This window comes from Streptomyces sp. NRRL F-2580 (assembly GCF_000720115.1).
Lineage (GTDB): Bacteria > Actinomycetota > Actinomycetes > Streptomycetales > Streptomycetaceae > Streptomyces.
Genome location: NZ_JOIR01000006.1, coordinates 178112 through 200614 on the forward strand (window position 1 = coordinate 178112; position 22503 = coordinate 200614).

At 74.3% G+C, this 22503-nt stretch carries 20 protein-coding genes and 1 pseudogene; 9 read left to right on the forward strand and 12 right to left on the reverse strand.

Annotated features, from left to right (window positions below; all coding sequences use genetic code 11):
* Positions 1–17 precede the first annotated feature (17 nt).
* Complete coding sequence (locus IF88_RS0108935; RefSeq protein WP_030709036.1) at positions 18–1028, forward strand: MerR family transcriptional regulator; 1011 nt, start codon at positions 18–20, stop codon at positions 1026–1028.
* Here IF88_RS0108935 and IF88_RS43285 read toward each other — a convergent pair.
* The 4 genes and pseudogenes from IF88_RS43285 to IF88_RS0108950 all read right to left on the reverse strand — a co-directional run.
* Positions 1023–1637: pseudogene (locus IF88_RS43285) on the reverse strand (sigma-70 family RNA polymerase sigma factor); the annotation flags it as partial. The gene IF88_RS0108935 and the pseudogene IF88_RS43285 overlap by 6 nt on opposite strands.
* Before the next feature lie 166 nt (positions 1638–1803).
* Positions 1804–3174 carry a cryptochrome/photolyase family protein gene (locus IF88_RS0108940; protein ID WP_030709038.1) on the reverse strand — a complete coding sequence of 457 codons (1371 nt, stop codon included), beginning with the start codon at positions 3172–3174 and terminating at the stop codon, positions 1804–1806.
* Positions 3175–3251: 77 nt separating this feature from the next.
* Positions 3252–4796: an SDR family oxidoreductase gene (locus IF88_RS0108945; protein ID WP_199808048.1), complete on the reverse strand. Its 1545-nt coding sequence runs from the start codon at positions 4794–4796 to the stop codon at positions 3252–3254.
* A 219-nt stretch (positions 4797–5015) separates the two neighbouring features.
* Positions 5016–5693, reverse strand: a complete 678-nt coding sequence (locus IF88_RS0108950) for a uracil-DNA glycosylase (RefSeq protein WP_030709042.1) — start codon at positions 5691–5693, stop codon at positions 5016–5018.
* A gap of 153 nt (positions 5694–5846) precedes the next feature.
* Here IF88_RS0108950 and IF88_RS0108955 point away from each other — a divergent pair, with 153 nt between their 5' ends.
* Positions 5847–6761, forward strand: a complete 915-nt coding sequence (locus IF88_RS0108955; protein WP_078892783.1) for a sirohydrochlorin chelatase — start codon at positions 5847–5849, stop codon at positions 6759–6761.
* A 135-nt stretch (positions 6762–6896) separates the two neighbouring features.
* On the opposite strand, the gene IF88_RS0108960 is transcribed toward IF88_RS0108955, so the two are convergent.
* From IF88_RS0108960 to IF88_RS0108970, 3 genes are all read right to left on the reverse strand, one after another.
* On the reverse strand, positions 6897–7961 hold the full coding sequence (locus IF88_RS0108960) for a lactonase family protein (RefSeq protein WP_030709045.1): 1065 nt from the start codon (positions 7959–7961) through the stop codon (positions 6897–6899).
* 55 nt (positions 7962–8016) lie between these two features.
* Positions 8017–9153 carry a nitric oxide synthase oxygenase gene (locus tag IF88_RS0108965; RefSeq protein WP_030709047.1) on the reverse strand — a complete coding sequence of 379 codons (1137 nt, stop codon included), beginning with the start codon at positions 9151–9153 and terminating at the stop codon, positions 8017–8019.
* 196 nt (positions 9154–9349) lie between these two features.
* Positions 9350–9931: a GNAT family N-acetyltransferase gene (locus IF88_RS0108970; RefSeq protein ID WP_030709049.1), complete on the reverse strand. Its 582-nt coding sequence runs from the start codon at positions 9929–9931 to the stop codon at positions 9350–9352.
* Between the two features lie 141 nt (positions 9932–10072).
* On the opposite strand from IF88_RS0108970, the gene IF88_RS0108975 reads away from it, so the two are divergent.
* Positions 10073–12370, forward strand: coding sequence for a HelD family protein (locus IF88_RS0108975; RefSeq protein ID WP_037805594.1), 2298 nt, complete (start codon positions 10073–10075; stop codon positions 12368–12370).
* Here IF88_RS0108975 and IF88_RS0108980 read toward each other — a convergent pair.
* The 4 genes from IF88_RS0108980 to IF88_RS0108995 form a co-directional block, all read right to left on the reverse strand.
* Positions 12360–13862: an FUSC family protein gene (locus IF88_RS0108980; protein ID WP_030709052.1), complete on the reverse strand. Its 1503-nt coding sequence runs from the start codon at positions 13860–13862 to the stop codon at positions 12360–12362. The two genes, IF88_RS0108975 and IF88_RS0108980, sit on opposite strands and share 11 nt — an antisense overlap.
* Before the next feature lie 297 nt (positions 13863–14159).
* The gene (locus IF88_RS0108985) at positions 14160–14588 is read right to left on the reverse strand and encodes a universal stress protein (RefSeq protein WP_030709054.1); all 429 of its coding nucleotides are present in this window, start codon (positions 14586–14588) and stop codon (positions 14160–14162) included.
* 9 nt (positions 14589–14597) lie between these two features.
* Complete coding sequence (locus IF88_RS0108990) at positions 14598–16106, reverse strand: APC family permease (RefSeq protein WP_030709055.1); 1509 nt, start codon at positions 16104–16106, stop codon at positions 14598–14600.
* Positions 16107–16156: 50 nt separating this feature from the next.
* A complete protein-coding gene (locus IF88_RS0108995; protein ID WP_030709056.1) occupies positions 16157–16750 on the reverse strand; it encodes a histidine phosphatase family protein in 594 nt (197 codons plus the stop codon).
* A 70-nt stretch (positions 16751–16820) separates the two neighbouring features.
* Between IF88_RS0108995 and IF88_RS49010 the strand changes: the two genes are divergently transcribed.
* From IF88_RS49010 to IF88_RS0109020, 6 genes are all read left to right on the forward strand, one after another.
* The gene (locus IF88_RS49010) at positions 16821–17225 is read left to right on the forward strand and encodes a DUF1275 family protein (RefSeq protein WP_158754327.1); all 405 of its coding nucleotides are present in this window, start codon (positions 16821–16823) and stop codon (positions 17223–17225) included.
* Positions 17222–17578 (forward strand): DUF1275 family protein, encoded by a 357-nt coding sequence (locus IF88_RS49015; protein WP_051836626.1) that lies wholly within the window; start codon positions 17222–17224, stop codon positions 17576–17578. The genes IF88_RS49010 and IF88_RS49015 overlap by 4 nt, the downstream gene beginning before the upstream one ends.
* Before the next feature lie 25 nt (positions 17579–17603).
* On the forward strand, positions 17604–18083 hold the full coding sequence (locus tag IF88_RS0109005) for an Lrp/AsnC family transcriptional regulator (RefSeq protein WP_030709058.1): 480 nt from the start codon (positions 17604–17606) through the stop codon (positions 18081–18083).
* 45 nt (positions 18084–18128) lie between these two features.
* Complete coding sequence (locus IF88_RS0109010; RefSeq protein ID WP_030709060.1) at positions 18129–18806, forward strand: HAD family hydrolase; 678 nt, start codon at positions 18129–18131, stop codon at positions 18804–18806.
* A gap of 124 nt (positions 18807–18930) precedes the next feature.
* Positions 18931–20307 carry a cytochrome P450 gene (locus IF88_RS0109015; protein ID WP_051836628.1) on the forward strand — a complete coding sequence of 459 codons (1377 nt, stop codon included), beginning with the start codon at positions 18931–18933 and terminating at the stop codon, positions 20305–20307.
* A 186-nt stretch (positions 20308–20493) separates the two neighbouring features.
* Positions 20494–21588, forward strand: coding sequence for an FAD-dependent oxidoreductase (locus IF88_RS0109020; RefSeq protein WP_078892784.1), 1095 nt, complete (start codon positions 20494–20496; stop codon positions 21586–21588).
* Positions 21589–21624: 36 nt separating this feature from the next.
* Here the strand turns inward: IF88_RS0109020 and mltG are convergent, their stop codons facing one another.
* Positions 21625–22488, reverse strand: a complete 864-nt coding sequence (mltG, locus tag IF88_RS0109025; RefSeq protein ID WP_030709065.1) for an endolytic transglycosylase MltG — start codon at positions 22486–22488, stop codon at positions 21625–21627.
* Positions 22489–22503: the final 15 nt, after the last annotated feature.

The window sequence follows — 22503 nt, forward strand, 5'->3', positions numbered from 1 at the left end:
CGTCGTACGGTGAGGGCATGTCCGAGACGACGCTTGGCATCACCACCGGCGCGGTGGCACGCCACCTGGGCGTGTCGCCGACCACGCTGCGGTCCTGGGACCAGCGCTACGGCATCGGCCCCGCGGCGCGCGAGGACGGGCGGCACCGCCGCTGGACCCCCGGGGACATCGCGATGCTGGAGGAGATGTGCCGGCTCACCGCCTCCGGCGTGCCGCCCGCCGAGGCGGCGCGGTCGGCCAGGGCGAGCCGGGGCGCGCGCTCCGGCTCGGTCGTGGACCGAAGGCCGGGGGCGCGTCCGGTCAGCCGGCCCGGGCCGTCCCGCCCACCGGAGCCGGCCGGCGGATCCGGGCGTTCCGGCGCCGTACAGGAGGGACCGGACGAGCGGGACGTGGTCCGGGAGAGCCGGGGGCTGGCCCGCGCCGCCGTACGCCTCGACGGACCGGCCCTGGACTCGCTGCTGGGCGACCTCATGGCGGGCCACGGGCTCGTCACCGTCTGGGAGGAGGTGATGGTGCCGACCCTGCACGCCGTGGGGCGCAAGTGGCAGTCCTCCGGCGACCGTTACGTCGAGGTGGAGCACCTGCTGTCCTGGCACGTCTCCACCGCCCTGCGGCGCGTGGCGCCCGCGCCGGTGCGGCGGACCGCCGCTCCCCCGGTGCTGCTGGCCTGCGTTCCGGCCGAGCAGCACACCCTGCCCCTGGAGGCGCTGGCGGCGGGGCTCGGCGAACGCGGCCTGCCGGCCCGGATGTTCGGCGCGGCCGTCCCCGCCGAGGCGCTGGACGCCGCCCTGCGGCGCACGGGACCGGCCGCCGTCGTGCTCTGGTCCCAGGCCCGCTCCACCGCCGACCACGCGCTGGCCCGGTACGTCGCCGCGAGCTCCTTCGGGGTCAAGGGGGCGCGGACGCACCCCGTGATGCTGCTCGCCGGCCCGGGCTGGGCGGGCCGCGCCCCGGGACCCGGCACGCTGCGCCCCGGAGGTCTGCGGGAGGCGCTCGACCTCGTCTCCCGGCTCTACGACACCTTCTAGGGCCCGGCGCAGCCGCTGGAGCCCGCGCCGGGCATGACTCTTGACCGTCCCCAGGGGCAGGCCCGTGCGGTGGGCGATCTGCACCTGGGTCAGGTCGGCGTAGAAGGCGAGGGCCAGGACCTCGCGCTGGACGCGCGGAAGCCGCGCGAGTTCACGGGTGACGAGGAGGCGGTCGAGCGCCCGCTCGCACCCGTCGGGCGCCGGGGCCGCCGGTGCCGGGGCCGCCCCGGCCGCGGCGGCCAGGTCGAGACGGCGCGTCCGGGCGGTGAGCGCGTCGGCGATCTTCCGGCGCGCGATGCCGACCAGCCAGGCGGGGACGGGCCCGCGCTCGGGGCGGTAGCCGGCGCGACCGGACCACGCCGCGAGGAAGACCTGCTGGGTGACGTCCTCGGCCTCCCGGACGTCGCCGAGGGTGCGGGCGGCCAGGTGGTGGACGAGGCGGCCCCAGCGCCGGTGGGCCAGGGCGAAGCAGTCCGCGTCGCCGCGCCCGATCCCGCGGCCGACCTCCTCGTCCGAGAGCAGGTCCCGGAGCGCGCCCGAACCCCCGGCCGGGACCCCGCCCGGGAGCACGCCCGGGAGGACCTCGGTCGTGCCGGCTGCTGCGCCCATGACGACTCCGCCTCCTCGCCGCTGCCGGGAGCTCGGCCGCTCCCGCACCCTCAGGCTCCGGCGCGGGAAGGAGGCACTTCAACTCGCATCGTTCGTGCGTCGACCTGCGCTCCGGCGCGGGTCGTGCGTCGACCTGCGCTCCGGCGCGGCCCGCGGGCCGGGTGGGTCAGTCCCGGCCCCGGGCGTGGCGGAAGCGGGCCAGGCCGTCGGCGAGGGCCACGATCGGGTCGGGGTAGTCGCAGGCGTCCCGTTCCGGACCGGTGAGCTTCCACGGCTCGTGGATCGTCCCGGCGGGCAGGCCCGCGAGCTCGGGGACCCAGCGGCGGACGTAGGCCCCGTGGGGGTCGTACCTCCGGCCCTGGAGGACGGGGTTGAGGACCCGGTTGGGCCGTGTGTCGGTCCCGGTCCCGGCCACCCACTGCCAGTTGAGCTGGTTGTTCGCCACGTCGCCGTCCACGAGGAGGTCCAGGAAGTGGCGGGCGCCCTCGCGCCAGTCGACGTACAGCGTCTTCGTGAGGAAGGAGGCGGTGATCAGGCGGCCCCGGTTGTGCATCCAGCCCTCGTGGGCCAGTTGCCGCATGGCGGCGTCGACCACCGGGTAGCCGGTCCGTCCCTCCCGCCAGGCCCGGAGGTCCGCCTCCGCCTCGGCGCCCCGCCGCCAGTGGTCCTGCCGGGGCCGGTAATCCGCGGTGGCCGTCTCCGGCCGGGCGGCGAGCACCTGGTGGTGGAAGTCCCGCCAGCACAGCTGCCGTACGAAGGCGCCGGCGCCCGTGCCGCCGCGGGCCTTCGCCCGGTGGACGGCCTCGGTGGCCGATACGGCGCCGAAGTGGAGGTACGCCGACAGGTGGGAGGTGGCGTCGCCCGCGAGGTCGTCGTGGCGTTCCTCGTAGGTGTCGGCGAGCCGGGACAGCCAGCTCCCGAGCCGCCGGCGGCCCTCCCGCTCCCCACCTGTGGGGAGGCCCTCGGACACGTCTTCCACGGAGGCCCGTGACGGCAGCGCCTCGGAGCGCACCCCGCGGACCACCCGAACGGCCCGGGGGGCGGCGAGGGGTGTACGCAGCGGCTCGGCGGCCCAGCGCCTGAAGTACGGGGTGAAGACGGCGAAGTGGTCGGACCCCTGCGGGGTGACGGCGCCGGGCGGCACGGCCGTGGTCACCCCGTCGTGTACGTAGAGGCGGCGCCCGTCGGACTCCAGGGCGTGCCTGAGCCGTGCCTCGCGGTCGTGGGCGAAGCGGGAGCACCCGGCCGCCATGTGCACCTCGTCCGCATCGGCCTGCCGTGCCACGGCGTGGAGCTCGGCGACCGTGTCCCCGGTGCGTACGACGAGCCGGCCGCCGCGGTCGTGCAGCCCGGCGTCGAGGTCGGCCAGGCAGTCGGCGAGGAAGGCGAGCCGGTTGGGCGCCGCGAACCCGGAGCGGTCCACGGCGGGGTCCCGGACGAACAGCGGCACCACGTCGTGGGCCGCCGCCAGAGCGGCGCACAGGGCCGGGTGGTCGTGCAGGCGGAGGTCGGAGGTGAAAAGGACGACGGAGTTCATGGCGCCACTCCCGGCGATCGGCCACCCGGCGGGCGCGCGCGGCGGCGGCGGGTGGGCTGCGTACGGACTTGCCGCCCTCACTTCCGCCCGCCGTCGCCTCCCGGATGCACCACGGGCCCCGCCGTGCTCACGGTGGTCTCCCGCGCGGTCTCCTCCGCCGTCTTCGCGGCGGTGCGCGCGATGTTCCGGGCCATGCCGCCGAAGACGACGGCGTGGAACGGCGCCACGCTCCACCAGTACAGCTGTCCCGCCAGGCCGCGCGGGTGGAAGAGGGCCCGCTGGCGGTAGAGCGTGCCGCCCTCGGCGTCGCGGTCGACGCGCATCTCCAGCCAGGCGAGTCCGGGGAGCCGCATCTCCGCGCGCAGCCGCAGGAGGTGTCCCCGTTCGATCTCCTCGACCCGCCAGAAGTCGAGCGTGTCGCCGACCCTGAGCCGGTCGGCGTCGCGCCGGCCCCGGCGCAGCCCCACCCCGCCGACGAGGCGGTCGAGCTGGCCCCGTACCGCCCAGGCGAGGGGGAAGGAGTACCAGCCGTTCGTCCCGCCCACCCCCTCGATGACCCGCCACAGCTGGTGCGGGGTCGCCGGGACGGACTGCTCGCGCTCGTCGGTGTAGAGGCTGCCGCCCGCCCAGTCGGGGTCGGTGGGCAGCGGGTCGCTCGGGGCGCCGGGCAGCGAGGCGTTGGACCAGCGGGTGGTGACGCGTGCCTCCTTGACCCGTTCCAGGGCGAGCGTGAGGGCACGGTCGAAGGGCACGGGCGTTCCCGGCCCGTCGGGCACGTACTGCCGGATGTCGTGTTCCGCGCAGATGACCTCGTACTTCAGCGATTCGGCGAGCGGCCGCGCGAGGGCGGCCGGTACCGGCGTGACCAGGCCGATCCAGTGGCTGGACAGGCGCGGGGTGAGCATGGGGACGGGCAGGATGAGCCGTCGGGGCAGTCCGGCGACGGCCGCGTAGCGCATCATCATGTCCCGGTAGGTGAGCAGGTCGGGGCCGCCGATGTCGAAGACCCGGCTGACGTCCTGCGGCATCCGGATGCTGCCGACGAGGTAGCGCAGCACGTCCCGTACGGCGATGGGCTGGACGCGGGTGCCGACCCAGCTCGGCGTCACCATCACGGGGAGCCGTTCGGTGAGGTAGCGGAGCATCTCGAACGAGGCCGATCCGGAGCCGATGACGACGGCCGCGCGCAGTACGGTCGTGGGCACGCCGGAGTCGAGCAGGATCCGTCCCACCTCGGCGCGGGAGCGCAGGTGCGGGGAGAGTTCCGCTTCGGGCACGCCGCGCGGGGTGAGGCCGCCGAGGTAGACGATGCGGCCGACCCCGGCGGCGCGGGCCTCGGTGGCGAAAGTCGTGGCCGCGCGCCGGTCGGTCTCCTCGAAGTCGCGCCCGGCTCCCAGGGAGTGCACCAGGTAGTAGGCGACGTCCACGTCGCGCAGGGCGGGACGCAGGCTCTCCGCGTCGGTGACGTCACCGCGGACCACCTCGGCCCGGCCGGCCCACGGGTGGTCCCTGAGGTGGGCCGGGGTGCGGGCCAGGCAGCGCACGCGGTGTCCGGCGTCGAGCAGCTCGGGGACGAGCCGGCCGCCGATGTAGCCGCCCGCGCCGGTGACCAGGCACCGCAGTCCGGTGGCGGGGGCCGGGGTGCCGGCCGGGGCCGGGGTGGGGGTCGGGTTCCGGGGATGCGTGCTCACGGGCTGTGCTCCGATCGTTCCGTCCCGGGGCCGCGGCCGGCGGGCGCCGGACGGTCCCTTCGCCCATCCTTCCCCGTTCACGCCCGGAACGGATGCGGACAGGGCCGGGCACGGTTCGACCGCGTGCGGCCGGGCCGGGCCGGACGGGGCCTAGGGCAGCCGCCAGTCGACCGGCTGCGTGCCCTGGCGCGCCAGCAGGTCGTTCGCCCGGCTGAAGGGGCGCGAACCGAAGAAGCCGCGGTCCGCCGACATCGGCGAGGGGTGCGCCGACTCGACGGCGGGCAGGTCCCCGAGCAGTGGCCGCAGGTTGCGCGCGTCGCGGCCCCACAGGATCGACACCAGGGGGGTGCCCCGGGCGACGAGGGCCCGGATCGCCTGCTCGGTCACTTCCTCCCAGCCCTTGCCGCGGTGCGCGGCCGGCTTTCCGGGTGCCGTCGTCAGGGCCCGGTTGAGCAGCAGCACGCCCTGGCGGGTCCACGGGGTGAGGTCCCCGTTGGACGGCCGGGGAAGTCCCAGGTCGGAGTTCATCTCCCGGAAGATGTTCTCCAGGCTGCCCGGCAGCCTGCGCACGTCCGGCGCGACGGCGAAGCTCAGGCCGATGGCCATCCCCGGTGTGGGGTAGGGGTCCTGTCCGACGATCAGGACGCGGACGTCGTCGAACGGCTGCTGGAAGGCGCGCAATACGTTCGCCCCCGCCGGCAGGTAGGTCCGGCCCGCGGCGATCTCGCCGCGGAGGAAGTTCCCCATGGCCGCGATGTGTCCGGAGACGGGCTCCAGGGCCTTCACCCAGCCTGCTTCAACGAGTTCATTCAAAGGTCGTGGTGCCACGCTGTGTCACTCTACTGGTCCAACCGGGTGGCCGGGCGCCTACCGTCGGTCAGTTGACGGTATCTGCCCTTCATCGGATAAATGCGGACAGATGCCTCCTGAGAAGGCCCTGCCCGAACACCTTGTTCCGATAAGCCAGTAGCATGCGGCGCCATGAGCTCCCCCACTGGGCCCGCAAATGGCCTGCCCGTACGAATGCCGCGACCCCGCCAGACCGGACGGCACCGCCGGCCCGAGCCCGCGGTGGCGCCCGAGGGCGCGCCCGCGCTGGTGCTCGCCGTGCCCGGTGCCCCCTCGGCCGCCTCGCGGCAGCTGGCGGAAGAGATCATCAGCATCGGCCGCTCCGAGCTGCCCGGCCTCGACGCCCGGATCGGCTTCCTCGACGGTGACGACGCCTCCGAGTTCCCGTCCCTGTCCGGCGTGCTGACCGCCGTCGCGACCGAGCGTGCCGCGCGCGCGGAGTTCGCCCGCGCCGCCGGCCACGAGGTGCCCGCGCCGACCGGCCCGGACGCCGTGGTCGTGCCGCTGCTCGCCGGTCCGGACGGAGATCTGCTCCGCCGGATCCGCCAGGCGCTGATGGACTCCTCGGCCGCCGCCGAGCTGGCCGACGTGCTCGGCCCGCACCCGCTGCTCGCCGAGGGCCTGCACGTGCGGCTGTCCGAGGCCGGCCTGGCCCGCGCCGACCGCGCCCGGCTCTTCACCGTGACCACCGCCGCCGACGGCATCGTCCTCGCCACCACCGGTGGCGAGGAGGCCGTGCAGGCGGCCGGGATCACGGGCATGCTGCTCGCCGCCCGGCTCGCCGTGCCCGTGAAGGCGGCCGCGCTGGACCAGGAGGGCTCGGTGGCCGCCGTCGCCGAGCAGCTGCGCGGCGAGGGCTCCACGCAGCTCGCGCTCGCCCCGTACCTGATCGGCCCGGAGGCGGCCGACGGACTGCTGGACACCGCTTGCAAGGAGGCCGACTGCGCCACCGCCGAGGTGCTCGGGGCCTACTCGGCGCTCGGCAAGCTGGCCGTCGCCCAGTACTCCGCGGCCCTCGGGATCGCCCAGGGCGCCGCTGCCCACTGACCCGTCCGTCCGTGACGGAGAGGCCCCCGCCGACCCTGGTCTCCAGGGCTCGCCGGGGGCCTTTCCCGTGGCCCCGTGCGGACGACCCGTGCGGACACTCCGCGCGGACGTCCCGTACGGAGGCCCGTACGCGTGTCAGCCGAGGACCACGCAGGTGGCCGCGGGTACGGCCACCGAGCCGGCCCGGTGCGGCAGACCGGTCAGCGGGTCCACGTCGAACCACGTGACGTCACCCGAGCGCTCGTTGGCCGCGTAGAGCCGGCGTCCCGAGGGGTCGACGGCGAGATCGCGCGGCCAGTCGCCGCCGCAGTCCACGGCGCCGGTGAGCCGCGGCTCCTCGGGACCATCGGCCAGGGAGAACGTGGCGATGACGTCGGCGCCGCGGACGGCCACCCAGACGAACCGCCCGTCCGGCGAGGCGACGACCGCCGAGGGGTAGGCCCGTACGGCCCCTGAGGAGCCCGTGGAGGCGACCGGAACCTCGCGGACCGGTTCCAGTTGCCCGGACGCCCCGTTCCAGCGGCAGACGGTCATCTGCGGCTCCAGCTCGTGCAGGACGTAGACCACGGCGCCCTCCGGATGGAAGACGAGGTGGCGGGGGCCGGTCCCGGCACGCAGCACGGTCTCGCCGTGCACCCCCAGCTCGCCGGTGGCCGGGTCCGGCGCGCAGATCCGCACCGAGTCGGTGCCGAGGTCCACGCTGAGCACCCAGCGGCCGGTCGGGTCGGGCAGCACCTGGTGGGCGTGCGGCCGCTCCTGGCGGTCGGCGTCGGGGCCGCCCCCCTCGTGCGGGAGGACGTGGGCGGGACCGGCCGGACTGCCGTCGGCGGCGAGCGGGAGGCTGCTGACGCTGCCGGAGGTGTAGTTGGCGGTGTGCAGCCGGCCCCCGCTGACGCTGAGGTGGGTGGGGCCGCAGCCGCCGACACGGAAGGCCGCGCCGAGGGGGGCGAGGCCGTCGGCGGTCGTCCGGAAGGCGGTCACCGCGCCCTCCTCGGTCTCGTTCACCGCGTAGAGCACACCGGTGTCCCGGGCGAGCGCGAGGTACGAGGGGTCGTCGGTGGCGGCGACCGAGAGCGTGGTCAGCGCTCCGGTCACCGGATCCACGGCCGCGGTGGTGACACCGCGGCCGCCCCCCGAGGTGAACGAGCCGATGTAGGCCCGGTGTTCGCCGTGATGGTCCGTACTGTCAGCGCCGCCCACACGAAGCCCCTCTCACCGCTCTCGGATCCGTTCGGAGCCGACGGTAACAGAAGGTCTAGACCAAATCCCGCCCCTGGGCCCGTTCTCGCGCTCCGGGGTGGTGGACGTACGCGGTGCTGCTCGGGCTGTCCTCGTAGGTGCGATGGAAGACCGGGGTGGCGGAGCCCGAGATCGGCGGCACGATCCAGGACCAGTCCGCGCCCACCTCGCGCCCCTTGCGCTCCTCCCGCTCCATGTGGGACAGGAACCGCCGGGACTCGGAGTGGTGGTCGGCGATGGCGACGCCGGCGCGGTCGAAGGAGTGCAGGACCGCCCGGTTGAGCTCGACGAGCGCGCGGTCCTTCCAGAGGGAGCGCTCGCTGGAGGTGTCCAGACCGAGGCGGCGGGCGACGGCCGGCAGGAGGTTGTACCGATCGGTGTCGGCGAGGTTGCGCGCGCCGATCTCGGTGCCCATGTACCAGCCGTTGAAGGGCGCGGCCGGGTAGTGGATGCCGCCGATCTCCAGGCACATGTTGGAGATGGCGGGTACGGCGTGCCAGCGCAGCCCCCAGTCCGCCCAGCCGTCGCCGGCGGGGTGGTCGATCGGCACCTCCAGGACGGCGTCCGCGGGGGTGTCGAACCAGCGGGGTTTGTCGTCGACGCCCTGGACCACCAGCGGAAGGAGGTCGAAGGGGCTGCCGGAGCCGCCGGCCCAGCCGAGCTGGAGCAGGGCCTCGGTGAGCGGGGCGTTGCGGGCGTCGCCGACGGTTATGGAGGGGTGGTCGCCGTACCCGGCGTACCTGATGAGCTGCTCGCTCCAGATCAGCGGGCCGGGCCGGCCCGGGGCGTCGGGGGCGAAGACCGTGATGGTGGGTCTGATCCTGCCGCCGTTGGTCGCCTCGCGCAGGTGGTCGAAGCACTCGGCGGCGATGTCGTCGGCGGCGGTGAGCCCGCGGCGGTCGCGGACCCGCAGCGAGTTCCAGTAGAGCCTGCCTATGCAGCGGTTGCTGTTGCGCCAGGCCACGCGCGCCCCGTGGGTCAGCTCCTCGGGGGTGTGCACGTAGGTGCCGGTCTCGGCCAGTTCGGCCCTGACGGCGGCGAGCCGGGCGCGCGGATCGCCCGCGCCCTTGGTCTCCCGGTGGAAGAGTCGGATGAACTCCTCGGCCGCTTCCCACACCTGGGCGGTGGTGGAGCGCTGTTGAAGAATTTCCATTCCGGGCGGTTACCCCCTGTCCGACCAGATCCACCCTGTACGTGCCGGATGAATGTGCAGTAAACAATTACCCGTTGTACATGCCGCAGGTCAGCGGTGTGCGGTGGGAGCGGCCGGAACACTCCTCTGAGTGATCTTCGACGATCGGCCTGCGGGCAACGGGAGTTGGGGCGTACGATCGGGCGCACGCGCGGGTTCAGCGGCAGGGCCGGCTCATGTAGAGAGCCTGCTCGCCGGCGGCCGGGGTACCGCCGTACAGCGCGGTGTCGAGGCCGCAGAAGCCGAACCCCATCCGCCGGTAGGCGTGCACGGCAGGGGCGTTGACCGAACTGACCTCCAACCACAGGTGCTCCGCGCCCCGTTCACGGGCGTATTCCGCCGCGCACTCCATGAGCGCGCGGCCGATGCCGCGGCCCCGGCGGCCGGGCGCGACCTCGATGTCCTCGATCGTGAGGCGCCGGTTCCACGCGGCGTAGCCGACGGCCGCGAAGCCGCACACCTCGCCACCGTCGACGGCCACGTAGGTGCGCGCGTCCGCGTCCCGGCCCGCGGCGCCGCCGAAGCCCTGCTCGTCGTGCTCCTCGGGCGGGAACACCTTCCGAACGGGCGGGTCGACCGGGACCTCGCGGAGCCGGAAGCCGAAGCCGTCCTCGGCGGCGGTCACCTCGAAGACCGTGGCGGTGGTGAAAGAGCTGTCCAGGGCCTCGATGGCACCCGCGTCCTCGGGGCGGGCGAGGCGGTAGACGATTCCGTCGGCGGAGCCGTGTGCGGTGGTCATGGGATCCACCGTACGCAAAAAATCCCCCGGCCGAATTCGCTGCCGAGGGATGCAAGAGAGTATATTTATTGGTTCGTGACTTCACCGAAAACGAAGCCACAAAGAACCTTACGACGCCACTATATCGCGGTGGGAGTGCAATTGTCAACCGAGGAATTCCGAAAAGAGCAGCAATTCGTCACCGATCTCTATCGGCGCCTCGACGACCTGCGCGACCTGGCCGAACGGGCGGTCGAAGGGGCATTGCGCGAGGTGGGGAGCGGGTTTCAGGCGCGCCTCGAGCGTGATGTCCTCGTCGCCGAGCAGTCCGGCCTGCTTTCCGCGCTGAATGCGGGCGAGAACGGCCTCTGTTTCGGCCGTCTGGAGTTCTCCGACGGCCGTGACCACCACATCGGCCGGATCGGAATCCGCGCGGACGACGCGGAACGCACGCCGCTGGTGCTGGACTGGCGCGCGGAGGTGGCCCGCCCCTTCTACCTCGCCACCGGCCACACCCCCATGGGGCTGCGCCGCCGCCGGCACATCAGCAGTCGCGGGCGCGAGGTCACCGCCCTGCACGACGAGATCCTCGACCTCACCGACGCGGAGCGCACCGGGCACGAGGGCGCCGACGCGGACGCCGTGCTGCTCGCCGCGCTCGACGCCGCCCGGACCGGCCGCATGCACGACATCGTGCGCACCATCCAGGCCGAGCAGGACCGGATCATCCGTTCCCCGCACCGGGGGGTGCTGGTCGTGGAGGGCGGTCCCGGCACCGGGAAGACCGCGGTCGCGCTGCACCGCGCCGCGTACCTGCTGTACGCCCACCGGGAGCTGCTCGCCAAGCGCGGGGTGCTGATCGTCGGGCCGGGACCGGCCTTCCTCGGATACATCGGCGAGGTGCTCCCGGCCCTCGGCGAGACGGGGGTACTGCTCGCCACTCCGGGAGAGCTCTTCCCGGGCGTGCACGCCACCGGCACCGACCGCCCCGGGGCAGCCGCGGTGAAGGGCCGGGCCGCGATGGCGGAGGTCCTCGCCCGGGTCGTGGCCGACCGGCAGGGCCTGCCGGAGACCGTGCCGGCGGGCACCGGGGAGGAGTACGACACGGTCCCCGAGCCCGCGCTGGAGATCGACCACGACGACTACGGGACCCTGCTGCTGGACCGCACGATGGCGTACGAGGCACGGGACCGGGCCCGGGCCACCGGGCTGCCGCACAACCAGGCGCGCCCCGCCTTCGCCTTCCGGATCATCGACGCGCTCACCGCGCAGCTCGCCGACCGGCTGGGCGCCGATCCGTACGGCGGGCCGAACCTGCTCGGCTCGGACGACGTGGCCCAGCTCGGCAAGGAGATCGCGATGAGCCCCGCCGTGCACGCGGCGATCGACTCGCTGTGGCCCTCCCTCACCCCCGAGCAGCTGGTCGCCGACTTCCTGGCGGACCCCACACACCTGTCCGCGCACGAGGCCGGGCTGATCCGGCGCGCGCCCTCGGCGCGCCCGGACTGGACCCCGGCCGACGTGCCGCTGCTGGACGAGGCGGCCGAGCTGCTGGGGGAGGACGACAGCGCCCGGCGCGCCGCCGAGGAACGGGAGCGGCAGCGGCGCATCGCGTACGCGCAGGGGGTGCTGGACCTGTCCGAGGGCTCGCAGTCCTACGAGTTCGAGGACGAGGAGAACGAGTACCTCGCGGCCCACGACATCATCGACGCCGAGCGGATGGCCGAGCGCCAGGAGGAGGCCGACCACCGCAGCGCCGCCGAGCGGGCGGCGGCCGACCGCACCTGGGCCTTCGGGCACGTGATCGTGGACGAGGCGCAGGAGCTGTCGGAGATGGCGTGGCGGCTGCTGATGCGGCGCTGCCCCACCCGGTCGATGACGCTGGTCGGCGATCCCGCGCAGACCGCCGACGAGGCGGGCTGCGGCTCCTGGGAGCGGATCCTCTCCCCGTACGTGGGCGAGCGCTGGGAGCTGGTCCGGCTGGGGGTGAACTACCGCACGCCGGCCGAGATCATGGAGGTGGCGGCGGCCGTGCTGCGGGAGCACGATCCCGGCTTCGAACCGCCGCGCTCGGTACGGACGACCGGGGTGCGGCCATGGGTGCGCGAGGCCGGGGACCCGGCGCGGGCGGTGGCGGAGGCCGTGGAGCGGGAGCGGCCGGCGGAGGGACGGCTCGCGGTGATCGCGCCGCGGGCGCTGCACGCCGCACTGGCCACCGTACTGCCGGGGGTGCGGGAGGGCGCGGAGCCGGATCTGACCCGGGAGGTCGTCCTGCTGGATCCGCGCCAGGCCAAGGGGCTGGAGTTCGACACGGTGGTCGTGGCGGAGCCGGCCGACTTCCAGCCCAGCGACCTGTACGTGGCGCTGACCCGGGCCACCCAGACCCTGGGCGTGGTGCACTCCGCCGGCCGGCTGCCGGCGGGGCTGGCTCTGTCGGCGCAGGGGCTGGTCAGGCGCTGACGACGAACGGCGCCCGCGGGTCGCTGCCCAGGGGGGCGGCGAGTTCGGCGAGCGCCCGCTCCAGGCCGTGCAGGTGGGCGAGCGCCGGCCCGGAGGCGGCGGTGTGCGCCACGGTCTCGCGGGCCGTGGCGGGCGCGCTCGCCCGCCGCTCCCCGGCGGTCAGCGCCTCCACGGCGGCCTCGACGCGCCAGCAGGCCGCGGCGAGGCGGGCGTCGTGGCTCGCGTCCGGGTCGGCGGCGACGGCCACCAGGCCGCGCACCTCGCGGGCGCAGTCGTCCAGCAGCGCGATGACCTGGCCGGCGCGGGCCTTGCGCGCCCGGAACGGGCTGAGCGGGTGGACCAGCGGCGCGAGCGCCATCCGGACCCGCGCGAGCAGGGTCTCCAGCTCGGCGGCGTGGGGCGCCGGGTCGGCCGTCGGGGAGCCGGCCAGGCGGGCGGCGGCCTGGGCGGTGGCCGCGTGCACGCAGTGCAGGGCGCGCTGGATCCAGGCGTCGTTCGTGGCGTGGGTGGTGACGGGCAGCACGAGGACCACGGCCAGCGCGGCGCACACCGCGCCGACGGCCGTCTCCTCCAGGCGCAGCACGAGCAGGCCGGGGTCCAGCACGCCCAGCAGGCCGTACAGCAGTCCCGCCATGAGGGTGACCGCCAGGATCATCCAGCTGTAGGAGACGGCGGCCGTGTAGAAGATCGCGAAGACGCAGGCGGCGACCAGGAGGGCGGTGGGCGCGGGCGCGCCGTTCAGCGGGATGGCGATCAGTACGCCGGCGGCCACACCGATGACGGTGCCGAGCACCCGGCGGAAGCCCCGGACGAGGGTCTCGCCGCGCGAGGCGGTGTTGACGAAGATCCACCAGGCGGTGCCGACGGCCCAGTACCAGCGGTCCTCGGAGAGCACCTGGCCGATGGCGAGGGCGACGGCGCAGGCGGCGGTTGCCTGGAAGGCCTGGCGGGTGGTGGGCCGGGCCAGACCCCGGCCGGGCAGCGGCGCGGGGGCGGCGGGCGGCGGGGTGCGCCGCTCGATGGGCCAGAGCAGGAATCTCACGGCGCCGGAGGCGACCAGGGCCAGGCCCACGGCGGCGAACAGCTCCGGGAGCTGGGCGGGGAGGGCGTGCAGGAACTGCGTGATGAAGAAGTTCATGAACGCGAAGATCCCGAGCGCGTGTCCGCGCGGGCCCCAGCGGCGGGCGTAGACCCCGCAGAAGACGACGAGCACGAAGGCCGCGTCGCGGGCGGGGGTCAGCCCGTGCAGGGCGGTGGCGAGGGCGAGGACCGGGAATCCGGCGGCGGGCAGCAGGGCGGTGGTGACGGCCTGGCGGCGCACGGTCGCGTCGGTGACGGTGAAGAGGGCGAGCAGGGCCGCCAGTCCCCCGGTGATGGAGGCGCTCAGGGAGAGACCGCACAGTTCGGCGAGGGCGACGGCGGCGGCGACGCCGATCACCGCGCGGGCCGCGTTCCTCAGTCTCAGACGCCCCGGATCCGGAGCCACGAACATCCTCTTCACGGCGGTGTGCCGCCCCCCTCGCGTGGTGCGCGCCGGCCCGGAGCCGCCCGGGGGTGGTGGGCGGTGGAGGGGCACGGCGAAGGCGCCGCGCTCCGGAAACGGCCTCGTTGCCGTCCGGCGCTGCGCGGCGCCGCAAGTACATGGATACGACACAGATAAGCATCCGCAGGGGCAATGGCTCAAGCGGGCCCCTGGAGGCTGGACCATTGGCACAGCTACCGGCGGGGATCTTCGGCCATCAGGAGACCAACGGACCGGTTCTCCCCTGCGGTGGGGAACCGCCCGGGGTCACTGCCCCGGGCCGCCTTCGGTCGGCACGCACAGGACGGGCACCGGTGACAGGTGCAGGAGCTTGTGCGGGGTGGAACCGAGCAGGGCGCCGCGGATCGGGCTGTCGCCCCAGCTGCCGACGATGATGACGCGGGCGTGGTGGCGTTCGGCGGCGTCCAGCAGGGCCTGGGCCGGCTTCTCGTCGACCACCTCGACCGTCGAGGGCACGCCGGCGGCGTCGGCCTCCTCGACGGCACGGGCGAGGGCGCTGCGGCCAGCCTGGCGGACGGCCTCCCGGTGGGCGCGGTACTCCTCGCCGGTGGAGCCCGGTGCGGCCGCCCCGTAGACGAGGACGAGCGGCTCGCCGAAGGCGGTGGCCACCTCCAGCGCCACGTGCAGGGCCCGTTCGGCGCCGGGCGACTCGTCGTAACCAAGGACCACGGACATCGGGACTCCTCAGCGCTTCCCGGTGTGGACGAGCGCCGGGTCGACCACACCCCGCCGCTCCTGCCAGAACCGGCCGTCCCGTATCCGCCAGAAGCACATGACGAGCACGCCGACGACGGCGATCGCGATCCCGATGACCAGCGGCGGGCCGAGTCCGAACCAGGAGACTCCGCTCGCCGAGTTCTCCGGGTCGGACATGTCGCCGATCGACTCCACCAGCAGCCAGAAGAGCAGGCCCGCGCCGACTACCGGGCCGACGCCGATGAGCAGGAGGTTGTGCGCGTTCTCCGTGAGGTGGCGGCGGTAGTAGAGGGCGCAGGCCAGGCCCGTGAGCGCGTAGTAGAAGGCGATCAGCAGGGAGAGTGCGGTGAGGGAGTCCAGGAGCGCGTTCTCGCTGATCTGGTTGACGACGAGGTACCAGGCGATGGCGATGCCGGCCACCCACCAGGTGCTCACGTCGGGGGTCCGGAACCGGTGGTGGATGTGCGCGAGCGGCGGCGGCAGCGCGTGCCGGCGGGCCATGGACAGGGCGGTGCGGGAGGCCGGGATGATCGTGGTCTGCGTGGAGGCGAGCGCGGAGGTGCAGACGGCGAGGAGCACCACCCAGTCCCAGCCGCCCATGACCTCGTGGGCGAGCACGGCGAAGATGGCCTCCTCCTCGGCCGCGTTCTCGGCGAGGAAGGTGGTGCCCGCGTAGCCGACGACCGCGAAGCACACGGACAGGTAGGTCACCAGGAGGATGACCGTCGACCAGATTCCGGCCTTGCCGGGGGCGGTGGCGGAGTTCTCGACCTCCTCGGTGAGGTTGACCGCGGACTCCCAGCCCCAGTACATGAACACGCCGAGCAGCAGTCCGCCGGTGAGGGCGGCGCCGCCCGCGCCGAAGGGGTTGAGCCAGCCGAGGGACGGCTCGATCTCCTCGAGGGTGCTGGTACCGGCGTAGATCCGGTAGATGGCGACCACCGCGAAGGCCAGCAGGAAGAAGACCTGGGCGAGGATGAGGACGTCCTGGAGGTGGGCCGAGAGCTCGGTGCCGATGACGCAGACGGCGGTCATGGCCAGGATCACGGCGACGGTGAGGGACTGCCGGATCCAGGGGTTGGCGGCCCAGTCGTCGAGCCCGAAAGCGAGGAGGCCGAAGTTGACGGCGACGTCCGCCAGCGAGCCGATGACCAGCACGCCCGTCATGGCGATCGCCCAGCCGCCGAGCCAGCCGGCCCAGGGGCCCATGGCCCGGGTGACCCACGAGAAGGTCGTCCCGCAGTCCTGGTCCACCTTGTTCAGGTAGTAGAAGGCGGCGGCGATGAGCAGCATCGGCACGAAGGAGGCCAGCATCACGCCCGGCGCGTAGATCCCGACCAGGGCCACGATCGGCCCGAGGACGGCGGCGAGGGAGTAGGCGGGCGAGGTGGAGTTCAGGCCGATGACGAGCGCGTCGAGGAAGCCGATCGCGTTGGCCTTGAGCCCCTCTTCCCCGTGGTCCGGCTCGTGTTCGACGTCCGCTCGGTCCTGACCCATGTACGAATGGTCACGCACCCGCCGCGACCGCGCGAGGCGGGACGGGCCGGTCAGGGGCGGACGTTCCAGCCCGCGATCACCGGGAGCCCGTGTTCCGTGGAGAGCACGCTGACCGTGCCGGTGCGCAGCAGGAAGAGGCGGCCGTCCGCGGGCTCCAGGCCCAGGTAGCGGGCGGTGAGGACGCGCAGGAAGTGGCCGTGGGCGACGATCACGACGTCGCCGCCGTCCGCGCCGAGCACGGGGGCGACCCGGGTGAGGGCGCGGTCCGCGCGGGCGCCCACCTGGGCGGCGCTCTCGCCGGGGTGCGCCGGGTCGCCGGGCGGGACGCCGTGGGTCCACAGGGACCAGTCCGGGGTGGTCCGCCGGATCTCCCGGGTGGTGATGCCCTCGTAGCCGCCGTAGTCCCACTCGTACAGGTCGGGGTCGGTGACCGCGTCGGCGAGTCCGGCGAGTTCGGCCGTGGCGACGGCCCGGTGCAGCGGGCTGGTCAGCACCAGGGCCGGGTGCCGGTCCCGGAAGTAGGGGGCCAGCGAGATGGCCTCCTCGATCCCGCCCGCGTTCAGCGGGACGTCCGTGCGTCCGGTGTGCCGTCCGTCGGCGCTCCAGGATGTTTCTCCGTGCCTCACCAGCAACAGGTCGCTCACGCCTCGGACCCTATGCCTTCCGGCATGTCGGCGCCGACGGATCCGGGCGGGCGTGTCACTGTCGGGCGTCATGGACGAGAAGCGGAAGGCCGCGCGGACGGCCGGTTCGCAGCTCCCGCCGCACATGCCGGCGCTGATGGTCGCCCTGACCGCGGTGACCGGGGTGGTCGAGGCGGTGAGTCTGCTCGCGCTCGGGCCCGCCTTCACGGCGATGCAGACCGGCAACGTGCTGTTCCTGGCCTTCGGCGCCGCGCAGGCGGGCGACCTGCCGACGCTGCCCGCCGGGATCTCGCTGGCCGCGTTCGTCCTCGGGGTGATCTGCGGCTCCCACTTGGAGGCCGTGACGCAGGCCCGCGGGCGGCGCTGGTTCGTCATGGGCCTCATCGTCGAGGCCGGACTGATCCTGGCCGCCGCGGCCGCCGCCTGGGGTTTGGTGCCGCGGTACGGCGCGCCGAGCCCGCGGCACCTGGCGTGACGGCGGTCCTGGCGCTGGCGATGGGCATGCGCAACACCACGATCATGCGGGCGAACGTGCCGGGTGTGCCGACGACGCTGGTCACCCGGTCCATGACCGCCTTCCTCGGCGGCTCGGCCATGGGGCGCGACGCCGTCTACGGATACGGGACGGCCGGCTGGAAACTGCGCGGCCTGTCCGTTCTCGCCATGTTCGCCGGAGGGGTCCTCGGGGCGCTGCTGATCCGGGCCGGGTGGACGGTGGGCTGGCTCCTGCTGCCGACCGCCGTCGCGGTGCTGGTGGTGGGCCTGGCCTACCGGGGGCAGCCCTCGCCGCACACCGGGCCCGCTGCTGGCCGGCAAGGATCGCGCTGAACTGGGCCATTGGTACAGTCGCGGTATGGCGGTGGACGAACTCGACACCCGAATCCTGCGTCTGCTCATCGAGCAGCCGCGCACCAGCGTCCGCGAATACGCCCGGATCCTCGGCGTCGCGCGCGGGACCCTGCAGGCCCGGCTGGACCGGCTGGAGCGCACGGGCGTGATCACGGGGACCGGGCCGGTGCTCTCCCCCGCCGCACTGGGCCACCCGGTGCTGGCCTTCGTCCACATCGAGGTCACCCAGGGACATCTGGACGACGTGGGGGACGCGCTGGCCGCCGTACCGGAGATCATCGAGGCCTTCTCGATCACCGGCGGCGGGGACCTGCTGACGCGAGTGGCGGCCCGCGACAACGCGCACCTGGAGGACGTGATCCAGCGGCTGATCCAGCTGCCCGGCGTGGTCCGCACGCGGACGGAGGTGGCCCTGCGCGAGCGGGTCCCGCACCGGCTGCTGCCGCTGGTCGAATCCGTGGGGAGGAACGCCCGCAAGACCTGAACAGGATGCCGGGACAGGACACAAGCGGCAGGACGGGCACAGCGGATGATTTCCGTCATATTCGATCTCGACGGCACCCTCGTGGACAGCGAACCGAACTACTACGAGTCCGGGCGCCGCACCTTGGAGCGGCACGGAGTCCCCGATTTCACGTGGGAACAGCACTCCCGTTTCATCGGCATCGGCACCCTGGAGACGCTGGAGATCCTCAAGGAGCGCTACGGGATCCGGGCACCGGTCGAGCAGCTGCTCGCCGAGCAGAACGCGGCCTATCTGGAACTGGCCCGCAGCCGGACCGAGGTCTTCCCGCAGATGCGGAAATTCGTCGAGCGGCTCTACGCCGAAGGGGTGCCGATGGCGGTGGCCTCCGGTTCCTCGCTCGAGGCGATCGACGCCGTCCTCGCGGGCACCGGGCTGGACGCGCTGCTGACCACGGTCGTCTCCGCCGAGGAGGTCGCGCACGGCAAGCCCGCTCCGGACGTGTTCCTGGAGGCGGCCCGCCGGCTGGGTGCGCGGCCCGCCGACTGCGTGGTCGTCGAGGACGCGACGCCGGGAGCGCTGGCCGCCCACGCCGCGGGCATGGGCTGCATCGTGGTCCCGTACGCGCCGGACATCGCGGACGACCCGGCCTTCGCCTCGGCGGGACTCCTCTTCCCGGGCGGACGGCCCCAGTTCACCGCGGACGCGGCGCACGACTGGCTGGCGACGCGCCGGACGGCCTGACCGCCCGACGGGCCGACGGGCCGACGGGCCGACGGGCCTTGTCGGACGAGGGCGGTGCCGAGGGCTGACGAGCGGCGCGGTCCCGCCTCTGGTGCCCTGCGGGTGCTGCTGTCACCATGCCTGCGTGACCGCGACCCTGCCCCCGGGCACCCGGAACGGCGGACCCCGCCGGTGGCCCCTGCTCGGGAACCTGCCCGCCTTCGCCCGCGATCCACTGGCCTTCTTCGAGTCCCTGCGCGACGACTACGGCGACTGGGTGCCCTGGGCCCTCGGCCCGCAGCGCAATGTGCTGGTCTCGCGGCCCGAGCACGCCGGTGAACTGCTCGGCGCCGTCGAGTCCACCTTCAAGCCGACGGAACTGGGCTGGGCCTTCCACCAGTTGCTGGGCGACGGGGTGGTCGTCGCCGCCGGGGACGACTGGCGGCGCAAGCGGGCACTGGTCCAGCCCGCCGTGCGGCCGCGCCAGGTGCGCTCGTACGCCGCCACGATGGTCGAGTGCGCGGACGCGCTGGCCGGCGGCTGGCGCGAGGGCGAACGGATCGACGTGCACCGGGAGATGGCCGGGCTCACCCAGCGGATCGCGGTGCGCACGCTGTTCGGGAGCGACGCGGCCGGCCGGGAGGCTCCCATCAGCGCGGCGATGGCCACGGCGCAGCGGGAGCTGGGTGCGGAGTTCCGGGGGCTGACGCTGTTCCTGCCGCCGTGGGTGCACACTCCCGGGCGGCGCCGGATGCGGGAAGCCGTGGCGGTGCTCGACCGGGAGATCGAGCACGTCATACGGGAACACGAGGCGGCATCGGCCGCCGGCGCGGAGCGGGACGACCTGCTGAGCCGGCTGCTCGCGGCCCGCGACGAGGAGGGCGGCCCGCTCTCCCGCAAGGAGCTGCGGGACGAGTCGATCACCCTCTACATCGGCGGCCACGAGACCACGTCGACCACCTTGACCTGGGCCTGGCAGCTGCTGTCGGGCGCGCCCGACGCGCGGGCCCGGCTGACGGAGGAGCTGGACCGGGTGCTCGGGGGGCGGCTGCCGACGTACGACGACTACGCGCGGCTGCCCTGGACGCAGCAGGTGGTCAAGGAGGCGCTGCGGATCTATCCGCCGATCTGGCTGATCTCGGCGGTGGCCGCGGAGGGCGCGACCATCGGCGGGCGGGCGGTGCCGACCGGAACGGCGGTGTGGACCAGCCCCTGGTCGATGCACCGGGACGCGCGGTGGTTCCCGGACCCGGAGGCCTTCCGCCCCGAGCGGTGGGACGCGGACGCCCCCCATCCGGTGCCCGAACACGCCTGGTTCCCCTTCGGCGGGGGGCCGCGGGCCTGCCTGGGGGCGCGGTTCGCGCTGGTGGAGGCCGCGCTCGTACTGGCCGTGCTGGGACAGCGGTTCCACCTGGACAGCGGGAGCGGGCGGGCCGGGGTGTTCCCCGGCCTCACCCTGCAGCCGGTCGGGCCGGTCCTGGCGACGCTGCGCGGAACCGGCCCCAAGGCGGGGGGAAACTGACGGACCCGCACACCGGTGTCCCGATGTCGGAGACGGCGAGTCCAGCCGGCGAGACGCCCTTGACCCCCGCCCGGCCGGGTGGCCCGCCGCGTGTCGCCGCGGCTGCTGACGGGCTGCTGGCGCCGTAGGGCCGGGCGGCTACGGTCCGCGGGGAAGATCCCGCGACCCCTGCCAGTTAGTAGAACCGTGAACAATGCGACGCGGGACGCGGACACGGTGAACGTGGCGGACGTGGTGGTCGTCGGCGCCGGGCAGGCGGGCCTGTCCAGCGCCTACCACCTGACGCGGGCAGGGCTCGACCACGTGGTGCTGGACCACGCGCCCCGCCCGGGCGGGGCCTGGCAGTTCCGCTGGCCCTCGCTCACCTACGGCAGGGTCCACGGGATGCACGCCCTGCCCGGCATGGAGCTCGTCGGCGCCGACCCGCTGCGGCGCTCGTCCGAGGTGATCGGGGAGTACTTCGCCGCCTACGAGGACCGCTTCGACCTGCGCGTACGGCGCCCCGTGGACGTCTCGGCCGTGCGCGAGGGGGACGGCGGCCGGCTGCGCGTCGAGACCTCGGCCGGCGTCTGGTCGGCCCGGGCCCTGATCAACGCCACGGGGACGTGGGACCGGCCGTTCTGGCCGCGCTACCCCGGCCAGGAGACCTTCCGGGGCCGCCAGCTGCACACGGCGAACTACGCCGGTCCGCAGGAGTTCGCGGGGGCGCGGGTGATCGTCGTGGGCGGCGGCACCTCGGCCGTTCAGCACCTGCTGGAGATCGCCGACGTGGCGGCGGAGACCACCTGGGTGACCCGGCGGCCCCCGGTCTTCCGCGACGGCGGCTTCGGCGAGGCCGAGGGCCGGGCCGCGGTGGCCCTGGTGGACGAACGGGTGCGCCGGGGGCTGCCGCCGCAGAGCGTGGTCAGCGTGACCGGGCTCCCGCTGAACGAGGCCGTCCGGGCCGGCCTGGCCTCGGGTGTCCTGGACCGCCGGCCCGTCTTCGACCGGATCACCGCCACCGGCGCCCTGTGGGCGGACGGGAGCCGCGTGGACGCGGACGTCATCCTGTGGGCCACCGGATTCCGCGCCGCCGTCGACCACCTGGCCCCGCTGCGCCTGCGCGAGCCGGGCGGCGGCATCCGGGTCGAGGGGACCAGGGCCGTGCGCGACGAGCGGATCCACCTGGTCGGCTACGGCCCGTCGGCATCGACCATCGGCGCCAACCGCGCGGGCGGGGCCGCGGTCCGCGAGATCCGCCGACTGCTGGCCCGCGAACGGGTGGGCTCCCCCGCGGCGTGACCCGGCCGCCCTCGTCCGTCCCGGCGGCGGCGCCGCTCACTTCCCGGGGGCAGCGCCCTGACCTGCGCGGGGACCCGCGTGGGCGCGGATCCGGTTGAACTCCGCGACGTGCTTCTTGTGCTCGCCGTAAGTCGCCGAGAAACGGGTGTCCCCCGGCTTCACGGTGACGAAGAACAGCCAGTCGCCGGGCGTCGGCGCGACCGCGGCCGCCATGGCCTCCAGGCCCGGGCTGTCGATCGGCGTGGGCGGCAGACCCTGGCGTTCGTACGTGTTGAAGGGGCTGTCGATGCGGGTGTCGCTCAGCTTGGTGTCCACGGTGCTGCGGTTCAGCGCGTAGTTGAGGGTGGAGTCCATCTGCAGCGGCATCGACTTCGCCAGCCGGTTGTGCACCACCCGCGCGACCTTGCCCATGTCGGCGCGGCCCTCCGCCTCGGCCTCGATGACGCTGGCCAGGGTGGCCGTCTGGTACGGGGTCATCCCGTGGGCCTTGCCGCCGTCCGCGACGGCCCTGGTGGCGAGCTTCTCGTTCGCCGTCCGCACCATGTGCGCGAGGAGCGTGGCCGGGGTGGACTTCGAGGTCACCGGGTAGGTCGCCGGGAAGAGGTAGCCCTCCGGGTTGCCCTTCGCCTCCGCGGGCAGGGCCAGTCCGGCGGTGGCCACCGCCGACTTCGCGGAGCCCGGCGGGAGCTTCAGCTCGCGGTCGATGGCGGCGTACACCTGCGGGGCGCGCCATCCTTCGGGAATCACCAACCGGCGTGGCTTCTCCGGCGCTTCCCCCTCCCTGAGGAGCGGGACCAGGACTGCCGCACCGATGGCCAGCAGCGTGCCGAGGAAGAGCGCCAGCCGGCCCCGGCGGGTGACCCGGGAACGGTGCTGCGGCGGCAGATACTCATGACGCATGCGGCAACGCTAACC

Excerpts from the sequence above, each read along its gene's own strand:
- mltG (WP_030709065.1), bottom strand. The coding sequence starts at position 22,488 with ATGCGTCATGAGTATCTGCCGCCGCAGCACCGTTCCCGGGTCACCCGC.
- IF88_RS49010 (WP_158754327.1), top strand. The coding sequence starts at position 16,821 with ATGGACGAGAAGCGGAAGGCCGCGCGGACGGCCGGTTCGCAGCTCCCG.
- IF88_RS0108940 (WP_030709038.1), bottom strand. The coding sequence starts at position 3,174 with ATGAACTCCGTCGTCCTTTTCACCTCCGACCTCCGCCTGCACGACCAC.
- IF88_RS0109005 (WP_030709058.1), top strand. The coding sequence starts at position 17,604 with ATGGCGGTGGACGAACTCGACACCCGAATCCTGCGTCTGCTCATCGAG.
- IF88_RS0108970 (WP_030709049.1), bottom strand. The coding sequence starts at position 9,931 with ATGACCACCGCACACGGCTCCGCCGACGGAATCGTCTACCGCCTCGCC.
- IF88_RS0108985 (WP_030709054.1), bottom strand. The coding sequence starts at position 14,588 with ATGTCCGTGGTCCTTGGTTACGACGAGTCGCCCGGCGCCGAACGGGCC.
- IF88_RS0108990 (WP_030709055.1), bottom strand. The coding sequence starts at position 16,106 with ATGGGTCAGGACCGAGCGGACGTCGAACACGAGCCGGACCACGGGGAA.
- IF88_RS0108980 (WP_030709052.1), bottom strand. The coding sequence starts at position 13,862 with ATGTTCGTGGCTCCGGATCCGGGGCGTCTGAGACTGAGGAACGCGGCC.
- IF88_RS0109010 (WP_030709060.1), top strand. The coding sequence starts at position 18,129 with ATGATTTCCGTCATATTCGATCTCGACGGCACCCTCGTGGACAGCGAA.
- IF88_RS0108955 (WP_078892783.1), top strand. The coding sequence starts at position 5,847 with ATGAGCTCCCCCACTGGGCCCGCAAATGGCCTGCCCGTACGAATGCCG.
- IF88_RS0108935 (WP_030709036.1), top strand. The coding sequence starts at position 18 with ATGTCCGAGACGACGCTTGGCATCACCACCGGCGCGGTGGCACGCCAC.
- IF88_RS0108965 (WP_030709047.1), bottom strand. The coding sequence starts at position 9,153 with ATGGAAATTCTTCAACAGCGCTCCACCACCGCCCAGGTGTGGGAAGCG.